Origin of the sequence: Bacillus sp. ISL-45 (assembly GCF_018613195.1) — a bacterium.
Taxonomy (GTDB): domain Bacteria; phylum Bacillota; class Bacilli; order Bacillales; family Cytobacillaceae; genus Mesobacillus.
This window is the reverse complement of the sequence record NZ_JAGGQQ010000011.1, coordinates 73,129-86,816: the sequence shown is the minus strand read 5'-3', so window position 1 is coordinate 86,816 and position 13,688 is coordinate 73,129. Positions and strand designations below refer to the sequence as shown.

Genomic DNA, 13,688 nt, shown 5'->3' with positions numbered 1-13,688 from the left:
GTTTGCAGTGTTAGCATACTATATTATTTATACCAAACGCAATAAAAGAACGTCTCACACTAGGAATGTACGGGCTCTTGAGCTGTCTTTCCTTCAAAATGATCCGTTACAGCTCCTTTGGAGGAACAAGATACAAGTCTGGCGTATTTAGCAAGTGCCCCTCTGGAAGGAAGTGATGGCGGTGTCCAGGTTTGCCTGCGGGCAGCCAGCTCTTCCTCGTTCAACGCAACTGAGATCAGCCTTTGTTCACTATCAACAGTTATCATGTCCCCATCTTTTATCAATGCAATCGGACCGCCAACCTGTGCTTCAGGGGCAATATGGCCAATGACCAGTCCATGACTTCCTCCCGAGAATCTTCCATCTGTCAGCAATGCAACACTTTCTCCAAGGCCTTTTCCTACAAGTATCGCTGATAAGCTCAGCATCTCAGGCATGCCCGGGCCTCCTTTTGGTCCCTCATAACGGATGACCAATACGTCTCCAGCGACAATTTGATCAGACATCACGGCTTTGGATGCAGACTCCTCATCATCAAAAACCTTGGCCGGACCCGTCATGGCCTTCACCTTCAAGCCGGATACTTTCGCTACTGCGCCGTCTGGTGCAAGATTTCCTTTTAAAACAACGAGTGGGCCGTCCTTTCTAAATGGCTGAGCTGCAGGCCGGATAACTTTTTGGCCAGGTTTTAAGTCTGGAAAATCCTTAAGATTCTCTTCAAGTGTTTTTCCCGTAACTGTGAGGCAATCACCGTGCAGCATCCCTTCTTTTAAGAGGAGTTTCATGACTGCCGAAACCCCGCCAGCTTCAAAAAGGTCCTGCATGACATATTTGCCGCTTGGCTTTAAGTCAGCAAGATGGGGGACTCTTGCCTGGATCCTGTTGAAATCATCCAGCGTAAGGTCGACTTCAGCAGCATGTGCTATTGCCATTAAATGAAGAACGGCATTTGTAGATCCCCCGAGAGCCATTACGACTGTAATAGCATTCTCAAAGGCTTCCTTCGTTAGTATCTGTCTTGGGCGAATATCCTGCTCCAGCATCTGATAGACTACTTCTCCTGCTTTATAGCAATCTTCACGCTTTTCATCCGTTTCCGCCGGATGTGATGAACTTCCCGGCAGGCTCATCCCAAGGGCCTCGATTGCGCTGGCCATTGTATTCGCTGTGTACATCCCTCCACATGAACCCGATCCCGGGCAAGCTTGACATTCAATCTTATGAAGTTGTTCATCACCGATCGCACCCTTGTTATATTGGCCAACACCTTCGAATGCAGACACTATGTCAATGTCCCGATCATCAAGCTTGCCTGGCTTGATCGTGCCTCCATAAACAAAAACAGAAGGAAGGTCCATTCTGGCAATAGCCATCATGCAGCCAGGCATATTTTTATCACAGCCGCCTATTGCGACGAAACCATCCAGGCTCTCTCCCTGGACCACTGTTTCGATCGAGTCAGCAATTAAGTCACGACTTGGGAGCGAATAGCGCATGCCGTCTGTCCCCATTGAAATTCCATCTGATACAGTGATCGTGTTGAAAATCAGCGGCGCCCCACCTGCCGCCCTTGCACCCTCTTTTGCTTTCACAGCCAGCTTATCAATATGTATATTACAAGGAGTAACCTCGCTCCAGGTACTCGCTATTCCGATCATCGGCTTCTTGAAATCCTCGTCACCGAATCCTACCGCCCGAAGCATAGCCCTGTTCGGCGCCTTTCTGGCATCATCACTAAACACATGGCTCTTTATTCTTAAATCTTTTTTCAAAGTATGTCCCTCCCAATTTTTTATTCACTACGATACCGCTTTTTCGGAACATTTGCAATAATAATCTAAATATTTTAATTATTAAAAATAAGTAAGCGGATACATTTTCTCATTACAGAGTGAAATTCATTTTTCCATAGAAAAAAGACACCCCGGACGTAAAGATGAACATCCTGGGTGTCTTGATAATCTTTTATTGTTTCCTGGCTTCCGTCATCTGTTTCCAGACTGAGCCTTTTGCTTCCTCGCCAAGCTCGATACGGGCAATTGCCAGTTTCACCTGCATGCTTACTTCAAATTCCGGGTCATCTTCAGCACCTTTTAAAGATGGCAATGCGCTTTCATTTCCAACTTCATAAAGGAACATCGCTGCTCGCCAGCGGACAAGCTTACTTGGGTCCTTGAGTGCTTCCATCATTTCGTCCATCGCTTCCGGGAAACCAAGGTCTGATAAGCAGTCACCCGCTGTCCTGCGAACGGTAACGGTTTTGTCGTTTAAGGCTTTGTACAGCAAAGGCAGCACCTTTTTGTCCTCAATCATTCCTAAGTATACGGTGGCCAACCGGCGTATGGATGCTTTATCATCCTGTAAAGCTTTTTCAAGCACCGGCAGATCGTCTATTGTCGGATCTTCCATTTGCTCAAGAAGCTGGTATCTTATCCGCCAATCCTGATTTTCCAAATCCGCTTCTGTTATCCTGATTTTTTTCTTTGCCGCTCTTAACTGAGCTTCCTGACCGGGATTTTTAGCCAGCTTTACAAGCTCCTCCAGCCTCTCAGGAGGATATGCCGCTAAAAGCTCTTCCACAACATCATTTCCTACCTGATCGAATTCTCCGTACCGTACTCCGAGTTCTTTCCACCTGCGGACCATGACAACGTTATCCTCCGGAGATTGTACCTCCCCTACTTTTTTCACGAAAGTTTCTGGCAGTCCATACCGCTTCTCTTCAGTGCCGTCAGTAAGCTTTACCTGCATGGGAATCCCCTTATATACTTGCACAAGGACTTTTACTTCCCCAAAATGCTCATTGATTTCAGGTTCATCGTCCCCTGATTCCTCTGCATCTTCTCCGAACGCTTTCCTGACCTCAGGAAGAATTACCTTCCAGTCATACTTGGCATTTCTTTCGACTGCCAGGAAATCTGCAACATGATAAACCCCTTTTACCCCTTCAATATCCAATATGTTCAATACGACTTCCGGTGCCCCGGCCGCTGAATCCTTTTTATAGTTAGTGCTCTTGCCCATAGGAAGTTCTTCATCCAGATTGATCTTCATCGTATTCGGGCTCGGCGTTGGTTCTATTGATACAATTTTCACATTCCCACCCCTTTATATTTTTCAGGAAGGCTCTTTTCGCAAACTTTGTTGCTTTCTTAACCAAAAGTAAAAACCGGCACCTGGGTTTTTACGAGAACTAAAGCAATCTTCATCCAGAAATCTTCTCGAAAAGAGCCCCGACACCTTTTTAATGTGTTTTAGAACATGTACGAAAAGCAACAATCAATGCGACAACATCCTTCAGGATGAAGCCATTTTAACATAATGAAGGATAGATAGCATTTCGGAGCCCTTCTGACCTAAGCCGTCCTTGGTTCAGACAGCTTCACCTTTTTTTTCTGAACCTGTCCGGACTTGTGACAGCTTTTCCTCTTTTCCCGCTGAACCTGTCTGAAGGTGCTATGACTTCATATAAGTTTAAGACAGAAAAAATAAGACCTGGTTTCCCGGGCCTTATTCGTTTTCTGCGAGCTCGGATAAATAGCTCCATCTTTCAATTAGATACTCTAATTGCTCATTCAATTCTTTCTCTTCATTTACCAGGGCCTGGCCCTTTTCAAAATCACTCCCGATATTGGCCATTTCTGCCTGGACCTCTTCAAGGCGCGTTTCTGTACCTGCAATATTATCCTCAATTTCTGCCCATTCTTTTTGCTCTTTGAAGGATAGTTTCTTTTTCTTAGGCTTTTCTGTCTGGTCTACTCGTTCCTTCTTCGGTACCGAAGTAGCTGCTTCTGGTTTCGGTTTCTTTTCAAGGTATTCGGAGTAGTTGCCGTAATGCAGATCTGTCTGCCCATTTCCTTCCAGTACAAGCAGCAAATCTACGACCTTATCAAGGAAATAACGATCATGGGATACCGTAATGACGACACCCGGGAATTCTTCCAGATAATCTTCCAGTACTGTTAATGTCTGTGTATCCAAATCATTTGTCGGCTCATCAAGGAGCAGGACATTTGGTTCTTCCATTAACAGTTTTAACAGGTATAGTCTGCGTTTTTCGCCACCGGAAAGCTTTCTGATAGGAGTTCCATGTGCATAAGGCGGAAACAGGAATCTCTCTAGCATTTGTGCAGCGGAAATGGTCTTGCCGTCAGTCGTATGGACTATTTCCGCGGTCTCTTTCAGGTATTCTATTACCCGCTTATTTTCGTCCAAATCTTCGTTTTCTTGAGTATAGTAAACGATCTTTACGGTTTGTCCGGTAATGATTTCACCATCATCAAGCTTAATCCTGCCTGCGAGTATATTCAGCAAAGTTGATTTGCCTGTCCCGTTCCGGCCGATGATTCCCAGTCTGTCTCCAGGTTTCACAAGCAGATTGAAGTTGTCGAGTATTACTTTATCTTCATATTTTTTGGTTGTATCCTTCAGTTCAAGCACCTGTTTGCCCAGCCTGCTGCCACTTAAAGAGATATCGAGTTTCTCGGAGGACTTAACATTAGAGACTTCATCATCCAGTTTGTCAAAGCGCTGTATGCGGGCCTTCTGTTTAGTTGTCCTCGCCTTTGCTCCGCGCCTGATCCACTCGAGTTCCTGTCTAAACAAGTTCTTCTTCTTTTCAAGTGTTGCCGCTTCGTTTTCCTCGCGGATCGCCTTGGCTTCGAGGAAGCTGGCATAGTTGCCTTTATAGCTGTACAGATTCCCTCCGTCAAGTTCAAAAATCCTATTCGTGACTCTATCAAGGAAATAGCGATCATGGGTGACGAGCAGAAGCGATCCCGAGTATCTGGAAAGATAGTCTTCAAGCCATTTTACCGTCTCGTAATCAAGATGGTTTGTCGGCTCATCCAGAATCAGCAAGTCTGGAGCTTCAATCAAAACCTGAGCGAGTGCGACACGCTTCTTCTGCCCACCTGAAAGCTCCCCCATTTTTTTGGTGAAGTCAGAAATCCCAAGCTGCATGAGAATGGATTTTGCGGCAGTATTGGCATCCCAGCCATCTGAACTATCCATTCTCCGCTGCAACTCATAAAATCTTTCCTGAAGCCCTGAATCATCAGGTTTTCTGCTTAATTCAGATAAAATAATCTCATAGTCCCTCATCAGCTTCAGGATTGGCGCCTCCCCGCTGAAAACCTGATCAAGTACTGTTTTATCATGTTCCATTTCAGGCTGTTGGGATAAAAATGAGATTTTATAGTCTTTTGCAAAGATTAAATCTCCAAGATCCGGCTGGTCGATCCCAGCCACAATCCGGAGTAAAGAAGACTTGCCTGTTCCATTCACACCAATCAGGCCTACTCTTTCACGCTCGCCAATCGTAAATGAAATCCCATTGAAAAGCTCTTTTTCTCCGTATGTTTTCGTCACGTTTTCAATCGTGATCATTTTCATGCCTTACCATTCCATTCACTGTAAAATTGTTCAAGGAAAGTTTCCATGAAACTATGTCTTTCCTCTGCAAGTTGTTTCGCATGAACAGTATTCATTTTATCTTTAAGCTTTAAAAGCTTCTCATAAAAATGATTGACCGAAGAACTGGTGCCATTCCTGTATTCCTCAAACGTCATTTCCCCCCTGACATCCAGGTCAGGCTCGTAGATCGGGTGGCCTTTTTTACCGCCAAAGGCAAATGTCCTTGCAATCCCGATCGCACCAAGGGCATCAAGGCGGTCGGCATCCTGGACAATCTTCGCTTCAATACTATTAAGCTCGATCACCCTGCCGCCTTTATAGGAAACTGTTTCAATACAACTCTTTATTCTTGATGAGGTTTCACTATCTAATTGTATGCTTTGTAAAAATGAATCAAGTTTCATCCATCCGGCTTCTTCTGATTCATTCAATTTATCATCTGGAATGTCGTGGAGCAAGGCGGCCATTTCTATGATGAACCAGTCACCCTGCTGTTCTTTGCTCCATATAAGTCGGGCATTCTTCCTGACCCTGTCAATATGGTGCCAATCATGCCCGGAAGAATCCTTGCCAAGTTCAGCTTTGACAAACTCCACTGCCATTGCTAATTTATCTCTCATATCCTGCACCTACTTTCCTACCGAACTCATTTTACCATAGAAATTGGTTTATGGCGGCTGGGTTAATTGGGAATTCGACAAATCTTTCTTGGTTGGAATGTTAGTCCTTTTATTGTCCCCTGTTGACCTTTAGAAACATTTATAGGATATCTTCCCGTTTCCGCCTATGTTTGTCAGATAGAGCCTGCCTATCGGACACTTTTCATGATTTCCTCCATCCATTTGTCCGATAGAGCCTTCCTACCCTGTTTTGATTGCATCGGAGTAGTTGTTTAAGTAAAAAAAAAAGTGCCAATTTGGCACTTATGCATCTGCGTTATTCCAGCTGATTCCGATTGTATGTTCACCTGCATGGACGCCGATCACGGCTCCAATCGGACAGCTGAGGAAAGTGATCTCAGGAAATATTGCCTCCAGCTCTCGTTGCCATTCATCAGCAACCTCCTTATGAAGGCCATAGAGAATGTACACTTCCTTAATTCCGTATTTCTCGTTAGACTGGGTCAAATAATCAAATATTTTCTCGCGTGCCTTTTTATCGCTGCGGACCTTTTCCTTGGTATTCAATGCGCCATCTTCAATACTGATGATTGGTTTGATATTCAGCATGCTTCCAAGATAGAATTGCATCCCCGACATACGGCCGCTTCGGTGAAGCTGTTCCAGGCTTCCTATCATCACATAGGTTTCATTGGACTCCCGAATGGTTTCCAGCTTCTCTTTGATTTCCTCGATTGTTGCCCCCTGTTCAGCCAACGCAATTCCTTTTTTCAATTGGGATGTTAATGGATATGTGAGAACTTTAGAATCAAAGGTTATGACAGGAATATTGACGGCTTGGGCAGCCTGTAAACTTGAGGCGACTGTCCCGCTCAGCTTGGATGAGATCAGGACAGAAAAGACGAGATCATAGTCTTTCTCAAGCTTCTCATATAGTTCCATAAAGACACCAACAGGCGGCTGCGAGGTTTTCGGCGCCGTTTTCACGGTCTTTAATTTTTTATATAGTTCTTCTGCAGTCAGATCTTTTCCATCAAGGTACTCAACATCATCCAATACAATAGTCATCGGTACTTGATATACATCAGGATGATTTTTCAACTCCTCATCCAGGTAGGCTGTACTGTCAGTAACCCAGGCGATTTTTTTCAAATAAACTCCCCCTATTTCATTTTTTCATTTTAATAGTATTATGGTTTGCAGATGCCAACCCATTCCCCTGTATCAATCGTACAGAGAATCCTAACCTTAAAAGGGCTGATATGCTTGTCCTAACAATGGGTGCTTCCACCAATAGCAGAATTATAGAGAACCCCTTTGTTAATAGATTATTCTGAAAACAATACAGAAATTCCTGCCTTAAAGACAGGAATTATTATTCAATCAATAATTTTTTTTAATTTTTCCAGTGAAGTTATCATATAATCGACCATTTCTGACAAGTCGTCGATCTGTTCTTCGAAAACAAGGCGATTAAAGGAAACCTTCACCTGACTTTGTATGAGTGATTTCTTTTCCAAAGGGTCGATCATGGCGGTCTGCACAATCGCCCGGTCCCTTCCCCAAATCCCCACCAGTGCTTTCTGAACTTCATTAAAAACATTCATTTCGTTTCTATGTAAAAGCTTGAATGAAATACCTACTATACAACCTGCAAGCTGTTTGGCATTCTCGTTTTGCAATAGTTCAGCAGAGAGGTTCTCCAACCCGGCCTCGATGGTCATGTTTGCCGACAAGAGCCCCTGTTCATATCCTTTTTTTGCGAATGAAATTTCGTATTTACGCGACAACTTGGCGGCATTGATCCAGTCATTGCGGTCAATGACAATAATTTCCCCGCTCAAATCCCTGTCATATATATCGCCTTCAATGACGACTTTGATGTTTTCAAAAGCTGTCGGATCAAACAAAGCTTCCACTCCTTTTACCAGTCATAATTCTGCCCTTTACCAAATGAAAAATGGTCAGTCCAATGTAAAGCACTATGTCAGACGCTAGATAGAAATAACAATCACACGTCGACACTATGCCTGCCAGGACTGACCAAAATGTTTTATTTTACTTAGAACAATCCAACAGCGTTGCCCTCTTCATCGACATCCATATTCAATGCTGCCGGAAGCTTCGGCAAGCCAGGCATTGTCATGACTTCGCCAGTCAATGCGACGATAAATCCCGCACCTACTGACGGCTTAAGTTCCCTGACTGTAATAATGAAGCCTGTTGGCCTTCCAAGTTTTTGCGGATCATCAGACAATGAATATTGTGTTTTGGCCATACAGATTGGCAGCACACCCCAGCCAAAACCTTCAAAGTCAACAAGCTGCTTCTTGGCTTTCGGCGAAAATTCGACTCCATCCGCACCATAAACCTGACGGGCAATCGTATTGATTTTATCCTCGAGTGAATCGGACAAGTCATAAAGGTGGGCAAATGTGTTTTCACTTTTTTCAATTACATCAAGAAGCTTCTCCGCAAGCTCCACTCCGCCGGCGCCGCCCTTTTCCCAAACTTCCGTCAAGGCAACCGGGATCCCAGCATTCTCGCACAGCTCTCTCAATGTATTTGTTTCTAGTTCTGTATCTGTAATGAATCGATTGATTGCAACAACATATGGCAAACCAAAGCTTGAAATCGTCTCAATATGCTTTTTAAGGTTCGTGAATCCATCCCTTAATGCTTTCACGTCTTCTCTGACCAATTCCGTTTTCTTCATTCCGCCATGCATCTTCAGTGCGCGTATAGTCGCTACAATAACAACAGCTGACGGATCAATTCCTGCTGTTCTTGCTTTAATATTCAAGAATTTCTCTGCTCCAAGATCGGCACCGAACCCTGCTTCCGTAACGACGAAATCAGCAAGCTTGGATGCAGCCTCGGTGGCGATGACACTATTGCACCCGTGTGCGATATTCGCAAATGGACCACCATGGATCAATGCCGGAGTATGTTCAATCGTCTGGACAAGATTTGGCTTGACTGCTTCCTTCAATAAAAGCGTCAAAGCCCCTTCTACTCCTAGATCACCCACAGTGACAGGCTGCTTGTCATAATTATAAGCAACAACCATTTTTGAAAGACGCAGTTTCAAATCCTTCAGGTCACTTGCAAGGCAAAGGACAGCCATGATTTCAGAAGCAACCGTAATATCGAAGCCGTCTTCACGAGGAACTCCCTGCATTGGCCCGCCAAGTCCGACGATAACCTTCCTCAATGCACGATCATTCAAGTCGAGAGCCCGCTTCCAAACTATCCTGCGCTGATCAATATTAAGGTTGTTTCCCTGCTGCATATGGTTATCAATCAATGCAGCCAGCGCATTATTCGCTGTTGTAATCGCATGCAGGTCACCCGTGAAGTGAAGATTGATATCCTCCATCGGAAGCACCTGTGCGAAACCTCCGCCTGTTGCACCGCCTTTGATTCCCATAGTAGGTCCTAAAGAAGGCTCACGCATAGCAATCATTGTTTTTTTACCAAGCTTGTTCAACGCATCTGCAAGTCCGACTGTAACAGTTGATTTCCCTTCCCCTGCAGGAGTAGGATTGATCGCAGTAACAAGTACGACCTTGCCGCTTTCTTTTGTTTTTAATTTAGCCAAAGCTTCTGACGAAAGCTTCGCCTTATACTTTCCGAACAGCTCAATATCATCGGCGTCCAGGCCAATGTTCGCTGCAATATCAACAATTGGTTTCATTTTACTATCACGAGCAATTTCAATATCTGACTTAACTTGAATATTTGTTCCCATTTCCATTCCCCCCAGATATTCTCTATATGCTTACCAACTTATATTTTACCATCAGAGAAATACTATCAGACAAAAAATATTTATTTGTCATAAAATTTCCTCTTTAGCCAATTGCTCCACGAAAGAATTCAGACTATAATAAAAATTATTGATTTTAGTTTACTAAGGCTCTTTTCAAAAACTTTGTTACTTTTTCAAACAAAAGTAAAAACCGCCACATGGGTTTTTTGCGAGTATAGATGCAATCATTATACAGAAGTCTCCATGAAAAGAGCCTCGATACCTTTACTAATACGGTTATTAGAACATGTACGATTAGCAACAAGGATTGCGAAAAACAGCATTTACCAAAGGGGAGGTTATACTTTGCCAATAAAAATCCCGCTGCACTTGCCAGCGAAAGAAATACTGGAAAAAGAAAATATATTTATCATGGACGACAGCCGAGCTGCAAAACAGGATATCCGGCCGTTGAATATATTGATCCTGAATCTCATGCCCGAAAAAGAAAAAACAGAGAGACAGCTGCTGAGACTGCTTGGAAATACACCACTCCAGGTGAACATAACATTTTTAAAAACCGCTACATACGATTCAAAAAATACATCACAATACCATCTGGAAGAGTTTTACCAAACCTTTACCGAAGTAAAAGAAAAGAAATATGACGGCATGATCATCACCGGTGCACCAATCGAGTTGATGGAATTTGAGGAAGTACATTACTGGGACGAACTGAAGGACATCCTCAACTGGACAGAGCAGAACGTCACTTCCACATTGCATATATGCTGGGGAGCACAGGCTGCTTTATACCATCATTTTGGCATCAAAAAGTATGCCCTGCAGAGAAAGTGCTCAGGCGTGTTCAACCATAGAGTTCTTGACCATACCGAAAAAATCTTAAGAGGATTCGACGATGAATTTATTGCTCCGCATTCGAGAAATACGGATATCCCTGAAGAGTCATTGCAAGATCATCCTGATTTGAAGCTGCTGGCTTCATCAGAAGAAGCCGGCGCTCTGATTATTTCCAGCAGAGACAGCAGGAAAATCATGATTACCGGCCACCTTGAATACGAAGCTGCAACACTCGCAGAAGAATACTTAAGAGATAAGGAAAAAGGGATTGAAATCGAAGTGCCTGAGAATTATTTCCCTAATGATAATCCTGAAAACAAACCGGTCAACCGCTGGAGGTCACATGCCCATTTGTTCTTCTCCAATTGGCTGAACTATTATGTATACCAGGCTACACCATATGAATGGGATTAAGAAAAGGCATCGACGGAGTCGATGCCTTTCTTCATTTCGGATCTATTTCCGGCTCTTCTATTAACTTTGCGGAGCGTAATAAACTTCTTCAAAAGGCTGGACGACAACGAAGCCTTCTCCACTGAATTTCATCTGAATGGATTCGCCGCTTCCACGGCCAAGGAACGTTTTGAACGAAATATCTGTTACGAATTCCGGCTGGAGATTTCCAGACCAGGCTACTGTTGCGTTCGGGTCTGTATAAACCGGATTATCCGGGCTGACAAGCAGGGTCAGCGGTTCATAATGGGATGTGATCGCTACCATGCCCGTACCCTCGAGGCGGACATTGAACAATCCGCCGGACAGCATTCCGGCGACCCGGCGCATCAACTTGATATCCCAGCTAATGGAAGGCTCGAATGCCAACAGGTCATTGCCGTTTACGAAAATGGCTTCGTTTTGCAAATGCAAGATTGATATTTTCTTTCCCTGATCAGCAAGATAAAGCTTTCCATTTCCATTTGCCTTCATTAGTGAAGCACCTTCACCCGTTAACGCCTTTTTAAACATCTTGCCGATCCCATGTTCAAGCACTCCCTCGCGCTCAAACTTGATCTGGCCGCGATAGGAAACCATCGCTCCTGCTTTCGACCATACCTGGCCATTCAAATTGATTTCCAGCATTCTCGGTGTTTCCAGCTCAAATAGCCCTTCCCCTTTATCCTGCTGCTTTGTGTTGTTCACAAACTCTTCAATTGAATACCGACTCATTATAATGCCTCCTTATTTTAAAACCTGGAACATGAAAACCCACATAAATGATAGTGCTTGCTGCAGTTCTGCTGGCAATGAACCATGCGGCACCTGCTCTGCTGCTTTTTTAAAAACTCCGAACTCACCCGCTTTTCTCCAGCCATTTTCCATAGCGAGCCTCTCTAGTTCCCATGGCATGATTGTGTTGCAGATTACCTCTTCTCCATACAATCTTCTGAAGCTCTTTGTCCTTGGGCCTGCAGTTGGACCGAGTATGCCTATGCAGGCATATCCATTCGGTTTGAGGATGCGAGCCATTTCACTTAAAGCTTCATTGGGATGGTTCGTCCATTCTATTGAATTAATTGCCATGACCGCGTCGAAATAGTTATCAGGACTTCCGCAATCCGATAGACTTACCTTGTTGAAAAAACAGTGCTCATTCCTTGGATTCAGCCTGGCTCTTTCAAGCATCTCCTCGGAAAGATCGATTCCAGTTACCAGATATCCTGCTTCCGCCAACTTTTCCGAACCTGTTCCATCCGCGCAGCCTAAATCACAAATAAGGGAACCCTCCGGAACAAATTGCTTGATGAATGGCACGATATCCTTTCGGCTTCCAGATTCCCACATCCCCCTGCTCCTGGAATTCCACGAGGGGGCCATACTGTCCCACTGTTTTTCAGATTCCATTTTCCAGTCAAATGTATCCATAAGCTCACCTGCCTAGTTTCTAATTACTATAATAGTTATTTCGCTACGAAAAAGGGAATTCCTCTTAAGTTTAATTTTACAGAAAAAGTGCAAGACTAGGAGGTGTGAAAGGAGAGATTATATTGGAACAAGAACAATTGGTTGCCATACATAAAAATAACGCTGGTGAAATCATCAGTTTCCAGACATCGAGCGGAAGGATCATTTCTTACCGTAAGGCACTGATGGAAGTTAATACAGGAACAATTACAGGCGTAAATATCAATGAGGGTGCAGATGGAAATAATTCCTTAGCCTCAGCTGATGGAACAGGCTTTGAACAATTTCCCGATATTTATTAAAAAACGAATAAACCACCTGACAGCATTGTCAGGTGGTTTGTATATATAGAAAAGGACGGAAGTAAACCTATAAATTTATGTAAGAAGGAGTAGGCTGCTTTAATCGTAACCTTATGCAGGGAGTTTGTCTTCCATAAGGGCACGATTTGGCTTTTATCGTAACCTTATGCAGGGGGTTCACCTTCTATAAGGGCACGATTCGGCTTTTATCGTAACCATATGCAGGGAGTTCACCTTCCAGAAGGGTACATTTCATTGATGATATAGCATTTACCACTTCCGAAATTAACCACTCACAAAAAAGTAGACAAGCTCCGTTTCAGTGAGCTTGTCTACAGTCTGAACACCTGAATTAATGGTCAGGTGTTTGTTTTATTCTTCATCATTTTGTTTTTGAATTGCTCTTAATTCCTGGAGACGAGATTTATCTTCTTCAAAGAACTGGACAAGGTCTCCAATCCTGTCGATTGCATCCCAGCTTAAATGATGTTCAATACCTTCTACATCATTATATATATTTTCTTCCTTTACGCCAATCACCTTCAGCAATTGCTCAAGTAGTTCATGACGGTCGACCAGCCTTTTGCCGGTTTTATATCCTTTTGGAGTCAGCACAAGACCTCGATATTTCTCGTAAACCACGAACTGGTCTTTATCAAGCTTCTGGACCATTTTTGTCACTGAGGAGGGATGGACCGATAATGCCTCTGCGATATCCACTACCCGGGCATATCCTTTTTGTTCTATTAATATAAAAATTTGCTCAATATAATCTTCCATACTAGGTGTTGGCATCCCATGACCTCCAATGCTTAAGCAATAGCCATATTAAAGTTT

At 43.7% G+C, this 13,688-nt stretch carries 12 protein-coding genes; 2 read left to right on the top strand and 10 right to left on the bottom strand.

Annotation, left to right across the window (positions count from 1 at the left end; translation table 11 throughout):
- Positions 1–59: 59 nt before the first annotated feature.
- The 7 genes from ilvD to J7E35_RS15155 all read right to left on the bottom strand — a co-directional run bounded on the left by ilvD (position 60) and on the right by J7E35_RS15155 (position 9,786).
- Positions 60–1,772, bottom strand: coding sequence for a dihydroxy-acid dehydratase (ilvD, locus tag J7E35_RS15185; protein ID WP_214781088.1), 1,713 nt, complete (start codon positions 1,770–1,772; stop codon positions 60–62).
- A gap of 193 nt (positions 1,773–1,965) precedes the next feature.
- Entirely contained in the window at positions 1,966–3,096 is a 1,131-nt protein-coding gene (locus tag J7E35_RS15180; protein WP_214781086.1) for a conserved virulence factor C family protein, read from the bottom strand.
- Positions 3,097–3,510: 414 nt separating this feature from the next.
- On the bottom strand, positions 3,511–5,394 hold the full coding sequence (locus J7E35_RS15175; RefSeq protein ID WP_214781084.1) for an ABC-F family ATP-binding cassette domain-containing protein: 1,884 nt from the start codon (positions 5,392–5,394) through the stop codon (positions 3,511–3,513).
- Complete coding sequence (locus tag J7E35_RS15170; protein ID WP_214781081.1) at positions 5,391–6,035, bottom strand: HD domain-containing protein; 645 nt, start codon at positions 6,033–6,035, stop codon at positions 5,391–5,393. The genes J7E35_RS15175 and J7E35_RS15170 overlap by 4 nt, the downstream gene beginning before the upstream one ends.
- A 303-nt stretch (positions 6,036–6,338) precedes the next feature.
- Positions 6,339–7,187 (bottom strand): DegV family protein, encoded by an 849-nt coding sequence (locus tag J7E35_RS15165; protein WP_214736967.1) that lies wholly within the window; start codon positions 7,185–7,187, stop codon positions 6,339–6,341.
- Positions 7,188–7,414: 227 nt separating this feature from the next.
- The gene (locus J7E35_RS15160) at positions 7,415–7,945 is read right to left on the bottom strand and encodes a hypothetical protein (RefSeq protein ID WP_214736969.1); all 531 of its coding nucleotides are present in this window, start codon (positions 7,943–7,945) and stop codon (positions 7,415–7,417) included.
- 152 nt (positions 7,946–8,097) lie between these two features.
- Complete coding sequence (locus J7E35_RS15155; RefSeq protein WP_214781079.1) at positions 8,098–9,786, bottom strand: formate--tetrahydrofolate ligase; 1,689 nt, start codon at positions 9,784–9,786, stop codon at positions 8,098–8,100.
- A gap of 366 nt (positions 9,787–10,152) precedes the next feature.
- Here J7E35_RS15155 and metA point away from each other — a divergent pair, with 366 nt between their 5' ends.
- Positions 10,153–11,061 carry a homoserine O-acetyltransferase MetA gene (gene metA, locus J7E35_RS15150; protein WP_214736973.1) on the top strand — a complete coding sequence of 303 codons (909 nt, stop codon included), beginning with the start codon at positions 10,153–10,155 and terminating at the stop codon, positions 11,059–11,061.
- A gap of 60 nt (positions 11,062–11,121) precedes the next feature.
- Here metA and J7E35_RS15145 read toward each other — a convergent pair whose 3' ends face one another.
- Positions 11,122–11,814 (bottom strand): AIM24 family protein, encoded by a 693-nt coding sequence (locus J7E35_RS15145; RefSeq protein ID WP_214781077.1) that lies wholly within the window; start codon positions 11,812–11,814, stop codon positions 11,122–11,124.
- Between the two features lie 12 nt (positions 11,815–11,826).
- Positions 11,827–12,510, bottom strand: coding sequence for a class I SAM-dependent methyltransferase (locus J7E35_RS15140; protein ID WP_214736975.1), 684 nt, complete (start codon positions 12,508–12,510; stop codon positions 11,827–11,829).
- A gap of 122 nt (positions 12,511–12,632) precedes the next feature.
- On the opposite strand from J7E35_RS15140, the gene J7E35_RS15135 reads away from it, so the two are divergent.
- Positions 12,633–12,851 carry a DUF3892 domain-containing protein gene (locus J7E35_RS15135; RefSeq protein WP_214736977.1) on the top strand — a complete coding sequence of 73 codons (219 nt, stop codon included), beginning with the start codon at positions 12,633–12,635 and terminating at the stop codon, positions 12,849–12,851.
- 372 nt (positions 12,852–13,223) lie between these two features.
- On the opposite strand, the gene mntR is transcribed toward J7E35_RS15135, so the two are convergent.
- Positions 13,224–13,646 carry a transcriptional regulator MntR gene (mntR, locus tag J7E35_RS15130; protein ID WP_214736979.1) on the bottom strand — a complete coding sequence of 141 codons (423 nt, stop codon included), beginning with the start codon at positions 13,644–13,646 and terminating at the stop codon, positions 13,224–13,226.
- Positions 13,647–13,688: the final 42 nt, after the last annotated feature.

Excerpts from the sequence above, each read along its gene's own strand:
- J7E35_RS15175 (WP_214781084.1), bottom strand. The coding sequence starts at position 5,394 with ATGAAAATGATCACGATTGAAAACGTGACGAAAACATACGGAGAAAAA.
- J7E35_RS15170 (WP_214781081.1), bottom strand. The coding sequence starts at position 6,035 with ATGAGAGATAAATTAGCAATGGCAGTGGAGTTTGTCAAAGCTGAACTT.
- mntR (WP_214736979.1), bottom strand. The coding sequence starts at position 13,646 with ATGCCAACACCTAGTATGGAAGATTATATTGAGCAAATTTTTATATTA.
- J7E35_RS15145 (WP_214781077.1), bottom strand. The coding sequence starts at position 11,814 with ATGAGTCGGTATTCAATTGAAGAGTTTGTGAACAACACAAAGCAGCAG.
- J7E35_RS15155 (WP_214781079.1), bottom strand. The coding sequence starts at position 9,786 with ATGGGAACAAATATTCAAGTTAAGTCAGATATTGAAATTGCTCGTGAT.
- J7E35_RS15140 (WP_214736975.1), bottom strand. The coding sequence starts at position 12,510 with ATGGATACATTTGACTGGAAAATGGAATCTGAAAAACAGTGGGACAGT.